Raw genomic sequence first — 17,118 nt, forward strand, 5'->3', positions numbered from 1 at the left:
ACCCGCCGCACGTCCAGGGCTCCCGGGTCGCGAACGTTGAACTCGGGGGTCCTGGACGTACGACACGGTGGTCGTGAACGTACGACTCGCGACGGGTTCATGACCTAGACGGCGCCGTACTGGCGGTCGCCCGCGTCGCCGAGGCCGGGGACGATGAAGCCCGAGTCGTTCAGGCGCTCGTCGACGCTGGCGGTGACCAGGCGGACCGGCAGGCCCGAGGCGGACAGGTGCTCGATGCCCTCCGGGGCGGCCAGGCAGCAGATCGCGGTCACGTCGGTCGCGCCCCGGTCGGTCAGCAGGCGGATCGTGTAGGCCATGGAGCCGCCGGTGGCCAGCATCGGGTCCAGCACGAACACCGGGCGGCCGGCCAGGGACTCGGGCAGCGACTCCATGTACGGGGTCGGCTGGAGCGTCTCCTCGTCGCGCGCCAGGCCCACGAAGCCCATCTGGGCGTCGGGGATCAGCTTGTGCGCCTGGTCGGCCATGCCCAGGCCGGCCCGGAGGACCGGGACCAGGAGCGGCGGGGTGGCCAGGCGGTGGCCGGTGGTGCGGGCGACGGGCGTGTGCACGCGCTCCTCGGCCACCGCCGCGTCGCGGGTGGCCTCGTACACGAGCATCACGGTCAGCTCCTGCAACGCCGCGCGGAACGCCGCGTTGTCGGTGCGGGCGTCGCGCATGGTGGTCAGTCGCGCCCGCGCCAGCGGGTGGTCGACAACGAGGACGTCCATGGTCGAACAGTATGTGGTACCCCTGGCCGGTGCCCGACGCCTCCTTACCCACCTCGGTCGTCCGCGTGCTCGATCCCGGGGGCGATCCGGTCGGCGGCGGGGTCGTGGTCGGCGGGCGGGTGCTGACCTGCGCGCACGTGGTCAACCTCGCCCTCGGCCTCGACGCGCGGTCGGCCGAGCCCCCGGGCGGGGGCGTGCGGGTCGACTTCCCGGCCCTGGACCACCCGCCGGTGACCGCGCGGGTCGCCTCCTGGACGCCCCCGCCACCGCGCGAGGGCGTGCCGGGCGGTGACGTCGCCGCGCTGGCCCTGGACCTGCCCGCCGGGGTGACGCCCGCGCGGCTGATCAGGACGCCACCGCACCCCGGCAGCCCGGTGGACGTGTTCGGCCACCCGGCCGACCGGCCCGACGGCGCGTGGGTGCGGGCCGTGGTGCGCGGGCCGGTGGGCGGGCGGCTGGTGCGGTTGGACAGCGACTCGGCGCCGCGCGTGCGGCGCGGCTACAGCGGCAGCGCGGTGTGGGACCCGGCCACGGGCCGGGTGGTGGGCATCATCGCCACCTCCGCCGGGCCGGACAGCTACGCCATCGGCGCCGACGCGCTGCGCCCGCCGAGGCCCGAGGTCCGGACCGGCGGCGACGGGGTGGTGGTGCTGCACCTGACGCGCGTGCCGGGAGCGGACCTCGGCGAGTTCGAGGACCTGCGCCCCGACCTGGTGGTGTTCACCGGGCACCTGACCGCGAACGGCAGGCCGGACGAGTTCGCCCGCGCGTTCCGGTCGCTGGCGGACCTGGCCGAGGCCGTCGACCTGCCGCGCCGCCGGGTGGTGGTCGTGCCCGGCTCCCGCGACGTGAACCGGATGGCGTGCCGGGCGTACTTCACCCACGAGGAGGCGTGGGGCCGCACGCCGACGCCGCCGTACTGGCCCAAGTGGGGGCCGTTCAAGGAGGCGTTCGACGAGTTCTACGGCGGCGCCTTCACCTTCACCCCGGACGAGCCGTGGACGCTGTTCGAGTACCGGGACCCGCCGCTGGTGGTGGCCGGGCTCAACGCCACGGTCGAGGTGACGCACGAGGTGGACCGGGCCGCGCTGGGCGACCGGCAGGCCGCGTGGTTCGGGAGGGCGCTCCGCGACGCGGGCGGGCGCCAGCTGTGCGCGGCGCAGGGCCTGGCCAGGCCCGACGGCTGGGGCCCCGGCCCCTGGTTGACCGACGTCGCCACCGACCGCCCGTGGTCGGTGACGACCCTGGCGGTCCGGGCGCCGCTCCCCCCGGCGGAGGACGTGGACGGACCGGGCACGTTCTTCGACCGGGTGCTGGAGGCGACCCGGGTGGCGCACCCGACCGCGACCGTCACGCCGCGCCCCGACGAGGGCTACGTGCGCGTGTCGAAACCCCGCGACAGCGGCGGTTTCGAGCAGTGGCCGGTGGGCGTGGCCGGCGTGCTCACCCCCGAGGTCGTCGACCGGTTCGTCCGGCGCGTGCACGACCCGTTCGCCGCGGCGGACCCGTACGTGCCCTCCGAGGTCGTGCACGGCGGACCGCCCGCGCCCGTGGACCTGGTGCTCGCCGCCCGGCGCCGCGGTGTGCGGCTGCGCAGCTTCGTGGAGTACCAGGGCCTGCTGGACCTGCGCCCCCTCGCGGTGAAGCAGGCGCAGTCGCTCGCCGGCGACACCGTCTACCCGGCCGGGCTGTACGTGTCCCAGCGGTACGCGGTGGTCCGGCCGGACGAGCGCGGTGACGACCTGCTCGGCCGCGTGCTCGACTGGCTGCGCGAGGAGTCCGCCCGGTTCGTGGTGGTGCTCGGCGACTTCGGGCGGGGCAAGTCGTTCCTGCTGCGCCAGCTGACCCGGGTGCTGCCGGAGGAGGACCCCGGCCTGCTGCCGGTGCTGGTGGAGCTGCGCAGCCTGGAGAAGGCCCCGTCGCTGGACGAGCTGCTGGCCCAGCACCTGGTGCGCGAGGGCGTGCCCGCGGTGGACGTGCCCAAGCTGCGGTACATGATCAGCAGCGGTCGGCTCGCGCTGCTGTTCGACGGTTTCGACGAGCTGGAGCTGCGCGTCGGCTACGACAACGCGGCCGACTACCTGACCACCCTGCTCCAGGCCGTCACCGACCGGGCCAAGGTCGTGCTGACCAGCCGCACCCAGCACTTCCGGTCCACCGACCAGGTGCTCAACGCGCTGGGGCAGCAGGTGTCCGCGCTCGCCGCGGGCCGGGTGGTGGTGCTGGAGGACTTCACCGACGACCAGATCCGCGCCTTCCTCACCCGCCACCACGGCGGTGACGGGCGGCGGGCGGCCCGGCGGTTCGAGCTGCTGGACGCGGTCGACGACCTGCTCGGCCTGTCCCGCAACCCGCGGATGCTGTCGTTCATCGCGGACCTGGACGAGGAGCGGCTGCTGGAGGTCCGGCAACAGCACGGCCGGGTCAGCGCCGCCGAGCTGTACCGGGAGCTGCTGGACTCCTGGATGTTCCGGGAGGTCGACCGGCAGGACCACCGGCACGGCGTGCGGTCGTTCGACCGGGACGAGCGGGTGTCCGCGTGCCGGGCGCTGGCGCTGCGGCTGTGGGAGACGACGGCGACCACCATCCAGACCGCGGACCTGGAGGACACCGTGGTCCGGGTGCTGACCAGGTTGGCCGAGCGCGGGTACTCGATCGACCAGGCCGCGCACGCCGTGGGCTCGGGCTCGCTGCTGGTGCGGGCGGAGGACGGCGGGTTCGCGTTCGTGCACCAGTCGGTGATGGAGTGGCTGGTGGCCGAGGTCGCCGCGGACGAGCTGCGCGCCGGGCGGTTCGGCTCGGCGGTGGTGAACCGCCGGATGACGCGGCTGATGGTGGACTTCCTGTGCGACCTGGCGGGCCGTGAACCGGTGGTGCGGTGGGCGCGGCAGGTGCTGGTCGACCCCGACGTGGCGGACGCCGCCAAGCAGAACGCCACCGAGGTCGTGCGGCGGCTGAACGTGTGGACCCGGCTCCTGCTGTCCGGTCAGGACCTGCGCGGCTACCACTTCGGCGAGGTGGACCTGAGCGGCGCGGACCTGCGCGAGGCCGACCTGTCCGACCAGCGCTTCGTGAACACGCGGTTCGTCGGGGCCGATCTGACCGACGCGAACCTGACCGGGGTGCGGGTCATCGGCGGCGACCTGACCGACGCGGTGCTGACCGGGAGCCGGTGGCGGCGGGCGGCGCTGCTGGGTGTGGTCGGGGCGGACCGGCCCGAGCTGGCGGACGCCGCGGTGAGCGGCCGGGACCCGGCGCGGGCCCTGGTCCACGCCGAGGCCGATGACGTGGCGGCGGTCGCGTTCTCGCCGGACGGCGAGCTGCTCGCGCTCGCCCGCGAGCACGTGGTGGAGCTGCGGCACGTGAAGTCGAACCAGCCGGTGCGGCTGTGGCGGCGGCACGCCCGCCGGGTGACGGACGTCGCCTGGTCACCGGACGGCCGCCGGCTGGCGACCCGCGAGGAGGACGGTCGGGCGTACACCTGGGACGCCACGACCGGGGACCTGCTCGGGGAGGCCGCGACCGGCGTGGCCCGGCTCCTCGGCTTCCGGTACCGCCGTCAGGGGATCGCCGTGCTGACGCCGGGCAGCGAGGTCCGGTTCCTCGACGCCGCCGGCGCCCACCAGGGGGCGCTGCCCGGCCGGTGGGTCGAAGCGGCGTGCGCGACCACCGCCGACCTGCTGGTGACGAGGTCGAGCACCGAGGTCGTCGGGTGGTCGCCGGACGGCGGCACCCGCACCGTGCTCGCCGACTTCCCGGTTCGCCGCATGGCCCTGTCGCCCGACGGCGGGTGGCTGGCCCTGGACCGGGTGGACCGGGTCGTCGTCGTGGAGTTGCGGACCAACGCGGTCGTGGCCGAGTTCGCCACCCCCGACCCCCCGGCCCGGATGGTCCTGTCCCCCGGCGGCGCGCAACTGGCCGTGATCTCGGGGGACGGCCTCGTCAGCCTGGTCGCCCCGGGCGGGCGGCACCTCGGACACCTGAACCGGCCGCCCCTTCGCCTCGGTTCCGTGTCCTACTCGGCGGACGGTCGCCGCCTGCTGGTCATCGCCAACGGTCTCTGCTGGGTGTGGGACCTGTCGACGGGCGAGGTGACCACGAAGCTCGGCGAACGCACCCGGGCGGCGCTGTTCGCGCCCGACGACCGCGGGATCGTCCTGGGGGACGACTCCCGTGTGCTCGTCCCCGAAGCCGGCAGCCTCCCCACCGGCCCCGTGGTGGCGCTGGGCCAACCGGAGGACCGCGGGCAGTTGGTCACCGCCTCGCTGGACGGGAAGGTCACGTGGTGGGACCTCGACACCGGGCAGCCGCTGCGCGGCCTGTCACGGGGCACCCGGGTCATCACGGCGATCGACTGCGCCCCGACCGGTGATCTGGTGGCCCTCGCCCACGGGCGTTTCGTGACGATCCACGGGAGTGGGCACCACGTGGTGCTCAGGGGGCGGGGAACGAGGGTGCGGCAGGTCGCGTTCTCCCCCGACGGCGAGCTGGTCGCGGTGGCGTCCGACGACGGCACGGTCCAGCTCTGGACCGTGCGGGGGAACCCGTTGCTCGTGCTGGAAGGGCACGAGGGCCAGGTGTGGGACGTGGCGTTCTCGCCCGACGGCGGGCGGCTGGTCACCGCCTCGTCCGACGGCACCGCGCGGGTGTGGAGCCGCAACGGCGGGGTGCTGGCGGTCCTGGTCGGCCACACCGGTCCCGTGCGCGGCGTGGCCTGCTCGCCGGACGGCGAGCGGATCGCCACCGCCTCCGACGACGGCACGGTCCGGATCTGGGACGCCCGCACCAGGGCCGAGCTGGCGGTGTTCGCGCACCAGCACGAGGGCGCGGTGCTGCTGCCCGACGGGTCGTACAAGGGCGACGCGGGACCGGCCCTGTTCTGGGCGGTCAGGCAGTGCCGGTTCGAGGTCGGCGAGCTCGACCCCCACTACCCGGGAATCCGCCGCTTGGCCCCGGAGGAACCGCTGCCCGGCGTAGTAGCGTCGTGACCGTGGCTGATCACGTGCGGATCGGGGTCCTGGGCGCGGCGCGGATCGTGCCGGCCGCGCTGGTCCGACCGGCGCGGGCGGTGGGGTCCGTCGTGGTGTCGGCGGTGGCCGCCCGGGACGTGGGCCGGGCGCGGGAGTTCGCGGACCGCCACGGGATCGCCCGGGTGCACGACGGCTACGAGGAGCTGCTGGCCGATCCCGACCTCGACGCGGTCTACGTGCCGCTGCCCAACGGGCTGCACGGCAGGTGGACGCTGGCCGCGCTGGAGGCCGGGAAGCACGTGCTGTGCGAGAAGCCCTTCGCGGCCAACGCCGAGGAGGCCGCGCGGGTCGCGGAGGCCGCCCGGAACAGCGGGCTGGTGGTGATGGAGGCGTTCCACTACCGGTACCACCCGTTGGCCGCGCGGATGGTCGAGGTGGTGGGCGAGCTGGGCGAGCTGCGGCACGTGGACGCGCGGTTCGCCTTCCCGCTGCCCCGGTTCTCCGACATCCGGTACTCGCTGGAGCTGGCGGGCGGCGCGCTGATGGACGCCGGGTGCTACCCGGTGAGCCTGGTGCGGCTGCTGGGCGGCGGTGAGCCGGAGGTGCGGTCGGCGCGGGCGCTGCTGCGGGGCGAGGGCGTCGACCGGGCGATGCGCGCCGAGCTGAAGTTCCCCGGCGGGCACACCGGCACCGTCGTCACGTCGATGTGGTCGCGCACGGTGCTGAAGGTGTCCGCGAAGGTGCTGGGCGCCAACGGGGAGGTGCGGGTGATCAACCCGTTCGCGCCGCAGGCGGGGCACCGGTTGGTGGTGAGGCTGAAGGGGCAGCGCCGGGTCGAGCGCTTCGACCGGCGGCCGTCCTACGAGTACCAGCTGGAGGCGTTCGCGGACGCCGTGCTGCACGGCAAGCCGTTCCCGACGACGCCGGACGACGCGGTGGCCACCATGCGGGTGATCGACGACATCTACCGGGCGGCGGGGCTGCCGCTGCGCCGGCCCGCCTGATCGCGACGTTCCGTCGTGAAACGCCCCCGGCCCTCCTAGACTCACCCGGGTGAGCGACGAGCTGGTGCCCGACCCCCGTCAGATGCGCGCCTCCGACGCCGACCGCGAGAAGGTCGCCCAGGTGCTCCAGCGGGCGCACGGGGAGGGCCGCCTGGACCTCCACGAGCTGGACGAGCGCCTGGCCGCCACCTACGCCGCCAAGACCTACGGCGAGCTGGTGCCGCTGACCGCCGACCTCGGCATCCCCTCTCCCTCGCTGATGCCGGTGCCCGTCCAGCAGCACCTGCCCTCGTCCCGGATCGGCGGCACGCCGGGCTCGACGGCCTCGTTCGCGTTCTGGTCGGGGATCGAGCGGCGGGGCGAGTGGGTCGTGCCCGCCACCCACAACGCGGTGGCGGTCATGGGCGGCGTGGTGATCGACCTGACCAAGGCGCGGTTCGCGCAGCAGGAGACCACGATCAACGCCTACGCGCTCATGGGCGGCATCGAGGTGATCGTGCCGCCGGACGTGACCGTGCGGGTCGACGGCGTCGGGTTCATGGGCGCGTTCGAGGACACCACCCACAAGGGCGACCCGACCGTCCCCGGCGGGCCGCACGTGCGGATCACCGGGTTCGCGATGATGGGCGCGGTCGAGGTGAGGCGGCCGAAGAGGAAGAAGTCCAAGAACCGCGAGATCGAGGACTGATCACCCTCCTGAGCAGCGGGGACGCGCTCGCTTGGGACGCCCGTCCCAGTCCGCCTAGACTCGGCGGCATGGCTGCTCCAGCTACAACACCGTCACCGCGGCTGCCACCCGCGCTCGGGGACGCCGTCCGCGACGACGCGTCGCTGCGCCGGTTCCTCCACGGGCTGCCGGGGGTCGACCAGGTCGGCGTGGAACAGCGCGCGGCCGGGTTGGGCACGCGCAGCATCAAGAAGGCCGCGAAGATGTGGGCCATCGACACCGCGATCAGCATGGTCGACCTGACCACGCTGGAGGGCGCGGACACCCCCGGGAAGGTGCGGTCGCTGGCCGCGAAGGCACGACGGCCCGACCCGGACAACCCGGACGTGCCGAGGGTCGCCGCGGTCTGCGTGTACCCGGACATGGTCGCCACGGCGGCCGGTGAGCTGCGCGGCACCGGCGTCGACGTCGCCAGCGTGGCCACCGCGTTCCCCTCCGGCCGCTCCAGCCTCAAGGTCAAGCTGGAGGACACCGCCTTCGCCGTCGACGCGGGCGCGACCGAGATCGACATGGTGATCGACCGGGGCGCGTTCCTCTCCGGCCGCTACGGGCAGGTGTTCGACGAGATCGCGCAGGTCAAGCACGCCTGCGGCGAGGCGCACCTGAAGGTCATCCTGGAGACCGGCGAGCTGGTCACCTACGACAACGTGCGCCGCGCGTCGTGGCTCGCGCTGCTCGCGGGCGGCGACTTCATCAAGACCTCCACCGGCAAGGTGTCGCCCGCGGCGACGCTGCCGGTGACCCACGTGATGCTCCAGGCCGTGCGCGACTGGCGCACCCAGACCGGGCAGCTGCGCGGCGTGAAGCCCGCCGGCGGCATCCGCACCACGAAGGACGCGATCAAGTACCTGGTGGCCGTGCACGAGGTGGCGGGTCCGGAGTGGCTGACCGCCGACCTGTTCCGGTTCGGCGCCTCCACGCTGCTCAACGACCTGCTGATGCAGCGGCGCACCCAGTTGGCGGGCCACTACAGCGGCCCCGATTACGTGACGGTGGACTGACCATGTGGGAATACGCGCCCGCGCCCGAGTCGCGGGACATCGCGAACCTCAAGCCGACCTACCGGATGTTCGTGGACGGCCAGTTCGTCGAGGGCGGCGGCGAGCCCCTGAAGACGATCAACCCGGCCACCGAGGAGGTGCTGGCCGAGGTCTCCACGGCCACCGCCGAGGACGTGGACCGGGCCGTGAAGGCCGCGCGCCGCGCCTACGACCGGGTGTGGGGCCGGATGCCGGGCTCCGAGCGGGCCAAGTACGTCTTCCGCATCGCCCGCCTGGTGCAGGAGCGCGCCCGCGAGCTGGCCGTGCTGGAGTCGCTGGACAACGGCAAGCCGATCAAGGAGTCGCGGGACGTGGACGTGCCCACGGCCGCGGCGCACTTCTTCTACCACGCGGGCTGGGCGGACAAGCTCTCCTACGCGGGCTACGGCCCCGACCCGCGCCCCCTGGGCGTGGCCGGCCAGGTGATCCCGTGGAACTTCCCGCTGCTGATGGCGGCGTGGAAGATCGCGCCCGCGCTGGCCTGCGGCAACACCGTCGTGCTCAAGCCCGCCGAGACCACGCCGCTGTCCGCGCTGGTGCTCGCGGAGATCATCCAGCAGGCCGACCTGCCGCCCGGTGTGGTGAACATCCTCCCCGGAGCGGGTGACGTCGGCGCCTCGGTCGTCTCCCACCCGGACGTGGACAAGGTCGCGTTCACCGGGTCGACCGACGTCGGCAAGGTCATCCAGCGGCAGCTCGCGGGCACCGGTCGCAAGCTGACCCTGGAGCTGGGCGGCAAGGCGGCGAACATCGTGTTCGACGACGCGCCGCTGGACCAGGCGGTCGAGGGCATCGTCAACGGCATCTTCTTCAACCAGGGCCACGTGTGCTGCGCGGGCTCGCGGCTGCTGGTGCAGGAGTCGGTGGCCGAGGAGCTGCTGGAGAAGCTGCGCGTCCGGGTGGCCACGCTGCGCGTCGGCGACCCGCTGGACAAGAACACCGACGTGGGCGCGATCAACTCGCGCGAGCAGCTGACCAGGATCCAGGAGCTGACCTCGTCGGGCGAGGCCGAGGGCGCCGAGCGCTGGACGTCGGCGTGCCCGTTGCCGGACAAGGGTTTCTTCTTCGCGCCGACCGTGTTCTCCAACGTGTCGCAGGCGATGCGGATCGCGCGCGAGGAGATCTTCGGGCCGGTGCTGTCGGTGCTGACGTTCCGCACCCCCGACGAGGCGGTGGCCAAGGCGAACAACACGCCGTACGGGCTGTCCGCGGGCATCTGGACGGAGAAGGGCTCGCGCATCCTGTGGGCCGCGCAGAAGATGCGCGCCGGCGTGGTGTGGGCCAACACGTTCAACCGCTTCGACCCGACCGCCCCGTTCGGCGGCTACCAGGAGTCGGGCTTCGGCCGCGAGGGCGGTCGCACGGGGCTGGAGGCGTACCTCGATGTCTGATCGGATCGCGGTGGCGAAGACCTACAAGCTCTACATCGGCGGCGCGTTCCCGCGCTCCGAGTCGGGCCGGTCGTACCCGGTGAGCGACGCGAAGGGCGCGTTCCTCGCCAACGCCGCGCAGGGCTCGCGCAAGGACGCCCGGGACGCGGTGGCGGCGGCGCGCAAGGCGTTCCCCGGCTGGTCGGGCGCGACCGCGTACAACCGCGGGCAGGTGCTGTACCGGGTGGCCGAGGTGCTGGAGGGCCGCCGGGAGCAGTTCACCGCCGAGGTGGCCGCGGCCGAGGGCGTGGCGGCGAAGAAGGCGCAGGCGCTGGTCGACGCGGCGATCGACCGCTGGGTCTGGTACGCGGGCTGGACCGACAAGGTGGCCGGGGTGCTGGGCGCGGCGAACCCGGTGGCCGGGCCGTACTTCTCGTTCTCGGTGCCGGAGCCGACGGGCGTGGTGGCGGTGCTCGCGCCGCAGGAGTCGTCGCTGCTGGGGCTGGTCGGCGTGGTGGCGCCGGTGATCGCGACCGGCAACACCGCGGTGGTGGTGTCCTCGCAGGACCGGCCGCTGCCCGCGGTCACGCTGTCGGAGGTGCTGGCGACCTCCGACCTGCCGGGCGGGGTGGTGAACGTGCTGACCGGGCGGACCGCGGAGATCGCGCCGTGGCTGGCGTCGCACGCGGACGTGAACGCGCTGGACCTGACCGGCGCGCCGGAGGGGACGCGGGCGGACCTGGAGCGGTCGGCGGCGGGCACGGTGAAGCGGGTGGCGCGGGTGCGCGCGGGCGAGGACTTCACGCGCGAGCCGGACCTGGGCAGGCTGCGGGCGTTCCTGGAGATGAAGACGGTCTGGCACCCGACGGGCGTGTAGGGCTCCGTTCGTGGAGGCCCCGTCGGTCGGACCGGCGGGGCTTTCGCATTTCCGGGTATTTCGTCCGGCCCGCGTTCCTGCGGTTTTCCGCGTGGGTTGGCCTGCGCTGTTCCCATCCCGGGACCTCATGGGTTTCATGCGGTTCCCGAATGGACCCCCTCGTCGCCCCTCGGGCACGATTGCGGCGTCCACGCGCGTTGCCCGGTGACCCCGTGCGCGACGCCGCGGCGGGGGAGGACCGATGCGCGGTGTCGTCTCGTCGTTCGAACAACAGGTGCTCAGGCTGGGGCTGGCGGGCCTGCTCAACGCCGGCCTCTCCGTCCTGTCGCTGGGCGCCGTGCTCAGCGCGGTGCTGGGTGGGCCGGCGGTCAAGTCGGCCGCGGTCGTGATCGCCGCGCTGGCCGCGCTGGCGACGTTCGTGACGCTGGTCGCCCGCCGCCACCACGGGGAGGCCGAGCTCGCGCTGCACCGCAAGCTCGTCGCCCGCTACTGCAACGAGATCCAGGGCATGACCGGGGGTCCGCTGCACATCGTGAAGTGGGACGACGTCACGGTGGTCGACGCCGGCGGCGGGGCGGAGGAGACCATCGGGGTGCGGGCGCGGGTGGAGAACGCCTCGGCCCACTTCTTCCGCTTCCGCATCGGCCCCGCGTGGGAGCAGTCGGAGAAGCAGCGCTCCGCGGTGGCCTGCGACGTGCGCACCGAGCTGGTCAACGGCGAACCCGGGCCGCGGTGCGACGTGACGCGGACCTGGCGGGCCGACGGCAGGCTGGAGGTCCTGGTGCACCTGCCGTCGCCGGTGCGGGCGGGCGCCGACGTCCGCATCAAGATGGCCATCCGGTGGCCGGGGATGTGCGAGCCGCTGGTGGTCAGGAGGCGGCCCGACGACTTCGTGCTGCACTTCGCGCGCGAGGCGGACGAGGTGCGCTACGAGATCGTGCTGCCGGACGGGGAGGACGCCTACTTCGAGCCCGTGGGGTTCGACGAGGGCGACGACGGCTACCGGGTCGAGGTGGGCACGGGGCGCAGCGGCCGGGTCCACGTGGTGCTCACCGCGTGCTCGGTGCCCGCCAAGCACCGCTTCGGCGTGCGGCTCGACCTGAAGTGAGCAGCGCCCGCGCCGGGTGGCCAGGGCGCTGCTCCGCGGTGTTCAGTCGTCGTCGGTCTTGTCCCCGCCTCGCACGGTGCCTCCCTCGGTTCTCCGGTGTCGGAACGTCGAGCGCCGACCCGGTGCGGGTCGGCGTCGCGGAGAATTCGATCATCGAGGGGGCTGTCTCTCCTCCGGGCCCCGGCCGGCGGTGGCGGTCGGGCTTGTGCCGGACCGATCAGGTCCGTCGTCCACGGCCGCGGCTCGGCGCACCGCCGCGCCGACGATCGTGCGCAGCCACTCGAACTCGCGGTCCCCACCCAGGTCCGAGGGGGCGACGTCGGTCAGGGACGTCCACAGCCCGGCCGACGTCCAGTGCCGGAAACGCCGGTGCGCGGTCGCCTTGGAGACGCCGAAGACCGGGGGCAGGTGCCGCCACGCGCACCCAGTGACGAGGACGAAGACCACCGCGGCGAGGGAGGCGCGGTCGTCGCGCGGACCCGTGCCGCCGCCCTGCCTCCTCGCCTCCCACCCCGGGATCCGCGGCTGGACCAAGGTCCACAGGCCGGGCGGGACCAACCTCTCGACCAGGTCGTCTGCCACGGCCCGGCATTCTGCTGCACGGCCACGTGAGACAGCTCACCGCCGCGCCGTGTCGACGAGCGGTGCGGGAATTCCGCCGAGCGGCAACACCCGTTCGGCCGCGGCGAAGATCATTGCCGCCCGTCCGCGGTGGACGCGCGGCGAGGCGCGGGTTCAGCCCGCGGCGCCCTTGCGGCAGGTGATCACGGAGGCGTGCGGGAGGCTCGGGTACGCGGACCAGAACTCCTCGCCGTGCTCCCGGACGCCCTCGGGCGACACCCCGTACCCGGGCCACTCGACGTCGGTGAACCCCGCCTCGGTCAGGGCGCGCTCCAGGGTGGCCCCGGTCCGGTGGCGGGCCGTGATCACCTGGTCGCGCGGGCCGAACGCCGGCTGGAGCGTGATCTTCGAGCCGTCCGCGCGGACCTCGTCGTCGTAGACCCGGATGCCGTACCGCCCGCAGTGGTCGGCGTCGTGCGAGTAGTCCGGGTTGAGCGGCAGCGTGACGAACCGGCTGCTCGTGGCGCGCCTTCCACCGATGGGCACGTGCTCCGGTCCTCGACCGCGGGAGGGCCTGTCGGGGCCGAGGCTCAGCGGCGGCAGCCGAACGCGCTGTAGGCCACCAGGCCCGCACCGCCGAGCACGCACGCGATCACCGTGGCCGAGGGCGTGCCCGCCGGCTGAACCGGCCAGGCCAGCAGGCGTTCCACCCAGTCCTCGCCGGGCGGCACGACGAGCGTGAGGCCCGCCCAGCAGACGGGCGGCGACCACGCCGCGTTCGAGCCGAACAGGCACGCGCCCAACGCCGCCAGCCCACCCAGGCCGACCACGTCGCGCAGCACGACCGCGGCCGGCGCGACCGGGTCGGCCACCAGGCCCACGGCCGACAGCAGCAGGCCGACCAGCGCCGCGCCGAGCACCAGGTGCGCGGCCCGGCGCGGCGGCCAGCCGAACGCGGCGGTGCGGTCGAGGTCCCGGTCGTGCCCGCCGAGCCCGACCGCGACCGCGGCCACGCCGAGGGCGGCGGCGAACGCGGCCGCCCTCGGGTCGCCGCCCGGCTGGGCCGACAGGCCCAGCAGCCCGGTGCCGACGACCGCGGCGGCCAGCGAGGCGGGCACCTGGCGCGAGCGGGCGTGGAGGACCAGCCACCGGCTCACGCCGCACCGCCGGAGGGGTCGCGAACGGTGAACTCGGGGGTCCTGGACGTACGACACGGTGGTCCTGGACGTACGACTCGCGACGCTTTCGTCATCTCGGGGTTCCCGTCAGGACGGACAGGGCGTCGCCGGAGCACGCCGCCTGCACCTCGCGGGCCTCCTGCACGCGCGCCGCCCGCTCGGCCTCCGGCAGGGCCCGCAGGGTCTCCCAGGCGGCGGCGCTCAGGGCGTCCGCCTCCTTCCCCACCCACACCCGGTACACCGGCAGCGGCTTCAGCTCGCCGGTCAGCCAGGCCGCGGCGACGGAGCGGAACGCGACCTCCCGCGCGACCTCCTCCGGCACGTACTCGCCGTAGCAGGTCCGCGTCCCCGCACCGGCGATCAGCCAGTCGGTCAGGTCCTCGGGCGCCACCACACCGGGCGACCGGAAGTAGACGAGCTCGTCCAGGTGCACCCACACCGCGTCGGTCGGGTCCGGGCCGCGCGCCTCCACCCGCACCGCGGCCGCCACCTCGCGCACCTCCACCGGCGGTGACGGCAGCTTCGCCAGCGCCCGCAACGCCTCCCGCACCGGGCCCGCCAACGCCGCCCGCTCCCCCTCGTGCGCCCGCGTCAGGCACAGCCCGTCCGCGCACACCAGCTCGGCGGCCACCGGGTCGGGCGACAGCGCGCCCGCCGGCGTCGCGGGCAGCAGCGGCACCGCCACCGCGCCCGCCACCAGCGCCGGCAGCACCGCGGGCCACCGCCGCCGCAGCGCGACCAGCAGGAACCCGGTCAGCGCCAGCCCGGTGAACCACACCGCCTGCCCCAGGCTCACCGCACCGGCGACGTGCGCGTACACGCTGCGCGGCGAGGGCACGCCCGGCGCCAGCAGCGTCCACCGAATCCCCTCCCCCTCCGGCCGCAGGGACAGCGCCACCAGCGCGAACGCGGCCACCGCCACCACCGGCGGCGTCAGCGGCGAGGGCACCAGCCGCCCCAGGCCCATCCCCAGCCACGCCGCGGCCACCAGCGCGAGCACCCCCACCAGCGCCACCGGGAGCCAGCCCCGGTGGAAGTGGTCGGACCGCACCAGCGCCGCCCCGACCACCAGCACCACCGCGTACGCGGCGCCCAGCGCCAGGCCCCACGCGGCCAGCGTGCGCAGCACCCGCTGCACGCGCGGCCGCGGCGTGGAGCCGAACAGCTCGTCCACCCCGGACCGCCGGTCCCGCAGCCCCAGCAGCGCGCCCGCGCCCACCACCGGCGCCCAGGCGAAGAGCAGCGTGAACCGGGTCCACTCGGCCATCGACGACCACTGGAGCGTCCACGCCGTGCTGTTCTTCGTCGCCGGCCCCCAGGACAGCATCCCGAGCATGACCACCACCGTGATCAGGCCGACCACCAGCGCCGAGGTCCGGCGCAGCTCGATGCCCAGGACCCTCACCAGGCACCGCCCAGCAGCGCCGAGTAGCCGCGCTCGATCGGGCTGTCGCCCACGTGGTCCGGTCCGCCCGCGGCGGCCAGCTCGGCGGGCGTGCCCTGGAACACGAGCCTGCCCCCGGCGATCAGCACCACGTCCGAGCAGGCCGCCGCGACGTCCTCCACCAGGTGCGTCGACACCACCACGCACGCGTCCGCGCCCAGTTCCTGCACCAGCTCCCGGAACCGCACCCGCTGGCCCGGGTCCAGCCCGGCCGTGGGCTCGTCGAGCAGCAGCAGCTCCGGGTCGTTGACGATCGCCTGCGCGATGCCCGCCCGCCGGACCATGCCGCCGGACAGCGCCTTGAGCCGGTCGTCGGCCCGGTCGGCGAGGCCGACGCGCTCGACGGCGCGCTGCACCGCGCCCGGGATGTCCCGCTTCGGCACCTCCTTGAGCCACGCCACGTACTCGACGAACTCGCGGACGGTGAACCGCTTGTAGTAGCCGAAGTCCTGCGGCAGGTAGCCCAGGGCGCGCCGCGGCTCCCTCAGGTCCAGCCGCCCGGACACCGACCGGCCGAACACCTCCAGCGTCCCCGACGCGGGCCGCAGCACCGTCGCCAGCGACCTGATCAGCGTGGTCTTGCCCGCGCCGTTCGGCCCGAGCAGCCCGTGCACGCCGCGACCCAGCCTCAGGTCGAGCCCGTCGACGGCCATCCGCCGTCCCGCGCGCACGCGCAACCCCTCCGCCCGGACCTGCCAGGCGTACCCCGTTGGCGCGACCTCCGCCGCGCCCACCGCACGCACCATCTTCCCCTCCGTCACAGCCGCGCGTAGGACGCGGACCTGAAGAACACTGCGGCGGCGCCCCCGACCAGCGCCGCCGCCCAGACCGGCACCGCGCCCGGCGCGAGCACACCGGGCACACCGGGCGCACCGCCGAGGAGCACCGCCGGGCCGACCACCAGCACCGCCCACGCGGCGGTGGTGGCGACCGCGGCCCGGCCGACCCCGACCACGCTGCCGAGCGCGAGCGTCACCGAGGTGGTGGCCAGGCTCGGCAGCAGCCAGTACGCGGGTGACGCGCCGGTCAGCCAGCCGCCCACCAGCAGCGGCGGCAGCACCGCGACGAGCACGGCCAGCGTCCGCCGCAGGACCAGTTCCAGCCCGGCCCGCGCGGTCGACGCCACCAGCTCGTAGGCGGGGTCGACCGCCCGCGTCCACGCCCCGGCGACGCCCAGCACCGGCAGCACCGGCGCGAGCAGCAGCAGCACGGACGGCACCTCGTCCCGGGGCGCCAGGAAGTCGACGAACAGAACGGTGAGCACCACGAACGTGGTCATCCCGAGCCACGGCAGCAGCGACGGCGCCGCCCACGGCGCCCGGTCCCGGCGCGCGGGCGCGGGGGTCCCGGTGGGCTCCAACCCCGCCCACACGGCCGCGGTCAGCGCGGCGACCGGCGGCGGTGCCACGTCGGCCAGCCGCAGCCGGCACAGCTCGCACCCCTCCAGGTGCGCCTCGACCGCCCACACCCGGTCGGCGGGCAGGTCCTCGCCCGCCGCGTAGCGGGTGATCAGCTCGACGGACGCGTGCTCGTTCACGACAGTGCCTCCCGCATCGCGATCCGGGCCCGCCTGGCGCGGGTCTTGACGGTGCCCTCGGGCACCCCGAGCAGCACGGCCGTCTCGCGCACGGTCAGCCCGTCGAGCACCATCGCCTGGAGCACCTGGCGCAGCTCGGGGGCGAGGTCGCGCAGCGCGCCGCCGACGTGGTCGCCCAGCGCGCCCGCCAGCGCCTCGTCCTCGGCGGCGGGCGCGGGCGCCGGCTCGGGCAGCGCCCCGGCGAGGGGGACGCGGGAGTGGTGGGCGCGGCGGCGGAAGGCGTCGACCAGCCTGCGGGCCGCGATCGTCCACAGCCAGCCGACCGCCGTGCCGTCGACCGCGGCGCCCGCGAACGACCCGGCCGCCCGCCACACCGCGAGGTAGGTCTCCTGCATCACCTCGGCCACGACCTGCTCGTCGGCGCACCGGCGGCGCAGGCGCACGGCGAGCCACGGCGACGTGCGGCGGTAGAGCTCCTCGAAGGCCGCGCGGTCGCCGCGGGCCACCGCGCGGACCAACTGCTCCTCGTTCACACCCGGCAAGACGCCCGCTCGCGGAGAACGGTTCTCAGTCA

General features: G+C 74.8%; 15 protein-coding genes. 7 read left to right on the forward strand and 8 right to left on the reverse strand.

Translation table 11 applies throughout. The annotated features are described in order from the left end of the window. Nucleotides 1-104 precede the first annotated feature (104 nt). On the reverse strand, nucleotides 105-728 hold the full coding sequence (gene upp / locus ACFP3R_RS09525) for a uracil phosphoribosyltransferase (protein WP_380634746.1): 624 nt from the start codon (nucleotides 726-728) through the stop codon (nucleotides 105-107). 11 nt (nucleotides 729-739) lie between these two features. On the opposite strand from upp, the gene ACFP3R_RS09530 reads away from it, so the two are divergent. The 7 genes from ACFP3R_RS09530 to ACFP3R_RS09560 all read left to right on the forward strand — a co-directional run bounded on the left by ACFP3R_RS09530 (nucleotide 740) and on the right by ACFP3R_RS09560 (nucleotide 11,824). Continuing rightward, complete coding sequence (locus ACFP3R_RS09530; protein WP_380634748.1) at nucleotides 740-5,716, forward strand: WD40 domain-containing protein; 4,977 nt, start codon at nucleotides 740-742, stop codon at nucleotides 5,714-5,716. Between the two features lie 2 nt (nucleotides 5,717-5,718). Continuing rightward, nucleotides 5,719-6,702, forward strand: coding sequence for a Gfo/Idh/MocA family protein (locus tag ACFP3R_RS09535; protein WP_380634750.1), 984 nt, complete (start codon nucleotides 5,719-5,721; stop codon nucleotides 6,700-6,702). 49 nt (nucleotides 6,703-6,751) lie between these two features. Continuing rightward, entirely contained in the window at nucleotides 6,752-7,390 is a 639-nt protein-coding gene (locus tag ACFP3R_RS09540) for a DUF1707 SHOCT-like domain-containing protein (protein WP_380634751.1), read from the forward strand. 68 nt (nucleotides 7,391-7,458) lie between these two features. Next, complete coding sequence (gene deoC / locus ACFP3R_RS09545; protein ID WP_380634753.1) at nucleotides 7,459-8,430, forward strand: deoxyribose-phosphate aldolase; 972 nt, start codon at nucleotides 7,459-7,461, stop codon at nucleotides 8,428-8,430. After that, nucleotides 8,427-9,860 (forward strand): aldehyde dehydrogenase family protein, encoded by a 1,434-nt coding sequence (locus ACFP3R_RS09550; RefSeq protein WP_380634977.1) that lies wholly within the window; start codon nucleotides 8,427-8,429, stop codon nucleotides 9,858-9,860. Before deoC ends, ACFP3R_RS09550 begins: the two co-directional genes overlap by 4 nt. Beyond that, nucleotides 9,853-10,716, forward strand: coding sequence for an aldehyde dehydrogenase family protein (locus ACFP3R_RS09555; RefSeq protein ID WP_380634755.1), 864 nt, complete (start codon nucleotides 9,853-9,855; stop codon nucleotides 10,714-10,716). The genes ACFP3R_RS09550 and ACFP3R_RS09555 overlap by 8 nt, the downstream gene beginning before the upstream one ends. 241 nt (nucleotides 10,717-10,957) lie before the next feature. After that, nucleotides 10,958-11,824, forward strand: a complete 867-nt coding sequence (locus tag ACFP3R_RS09560; RefSeq protein ID WP_380634757.1) for a hypothetical protein — start codon at nucleotides 10,958-10,960, stop codon at nucleotides 11,822-11,824. 150 nt (nucleotides 11,825-11,974) lie between these two features. Here ACFP3R_RS09560 and ACFP3R_RS09565 read toward each other — a convergent pair whose 3' ends face one another. The 7 genes from ACFP3R_RS09565 to ACFP3R_RS09595 form a co-directional block, all read right to left on the reverse strand. Then, nucleotides 11,975-12,406, reverse strand: coding sequence for a transposase (locus ACFP3R_RS09565; protein ID WP_380634759.1), 432 nt, complete (start codon nucleotides 12,404-12,406; stop codon nucleotides 11,975-11,977). A 153-nt stretch (nucleotides 12,407-12,559) separates the two neighbouring features. Continuing rightward, nucleotides 12,560-12,931, reverse strand: coding sequence for a hypothetical protein (locus ACFP3R_RS09570; protein ID WP_380634761.1), 372 nt, complete (start codon nucleotides 12,929-12,931; stop codon nucleotides 12,560-12,562). A 44-nt stretch (nucleotides 12,932-12,975) separates the two neighbouring features. Further along, nucleotides 12,976-13,542, reverse strand: coding sequence for a hypothetical protein (locus ACFP3R_RS09575; protein WP_380634763.1), 567 nt, complete (start codon nucleotides 13,540-13,542; stop codon nucleotides 12,976-12,978). Between the two features lie 91 nt (nucleotides 13,543-13,633). After that, complete coding sequence (locus ACFP3R_RS09580) at nucleotides 13,634-14,968, reverse strand: hypothetical protein (RefSeq protein ID WP_380634765.1); 1,335 nt, start codon at nucleotides 14,966-14,968, stop codon at nucleotides 13,634-13,636. Further along, entirely contained in the window at nucleotides 14,965-15,750 is a 786-nt protein-coding gene (locus ACFP3R_RS09585) for an ABC transporter ATP-binding protein (RefSeq protein ID WP_380634978.1), read from the reverse strand. Before ACFP3R_RS09585 ends, ACFP3R_RS09580 begins: the two co-directional genes overlap by 4 nt. Nucleotides 15,751-15,764: 14 nt before the next feature. After that, on the reverse strand, nucleotides 15,765-16,544 hold the full coding sequence (locus ACFP3R_RS09590; RefSeq protein WP_380634767.1) for a zf-HC2 domain-containing protein: 780 nt from the start codon (nucleotides 16,542-16,544) through the stop codon (nucleotides 15,765-15,767). After that, nucleotides 16,541-17,077 (reverse strand): RNA polymerase sigma factor, encoded by a 537-nt coding sequence (locus ACFP3R_RS09595; RefSeq protein ID WP_380634769.1) that lies wholly within the window; start codon nucleotides 17,075-17,077, stop codon nucleotides 16,541-16,543. The genes ACFP3R_RS09590 and ACFP3R_RS09595 overlap by 4 nt, the downstream gene beginning before the upstream one ends. Nucleotides 17,078-17,118: the final 41 nt, after the last annotated feature.

The sequence above is a fragment of the Saccharothrix lopnurensis genome, assembly GCF_042658445.1.
In the GTDB taxonomy this organism is placed as follows: domain Bacteria; phylum Actinomycetota; class Actinomycetes; order Mycobacteriales; family Pseudonocardiaceae; genus Actinosynnema; species Actinosynnema lopnurensis.

Coding starts and splice junctions, on each gene's coding strand:
- upp (WP_380634746.1), bottom strand. CDS start 728: ATGGACGTCCTCGTTGTCGACCACCCGCTGGCGCGGGCGCGACTGACC.
- ACFP3R_RS09530 (WP_380634748.1), top strand. CDS start 740: ATGTGGTACCCCTGGCCGGTGCCCGACGCCTCCTTACCCACCTCGGTC.
- deoC (WP_380634753.1), top strand. CDS start 7,459: ATGGCTGCTCCAGCTACAACACCGTCACCGCGGCTGCCACCCGCGCTC.
- ACFP3R_RS09555 (WP_380634755.1), top strand. CDS start 9,853: ATGTCTGATCGGATCGCGGTGGCGAAGACCTACAAGCTCTACATCGGC.
- ACFP3R_RS09560 (WP_380634757.1), top strand. CDS start 10,958: ATGCGCGGTGTCGTCTCGTCGTTCGAACAACAGGTGCTCAGGCTGGGG.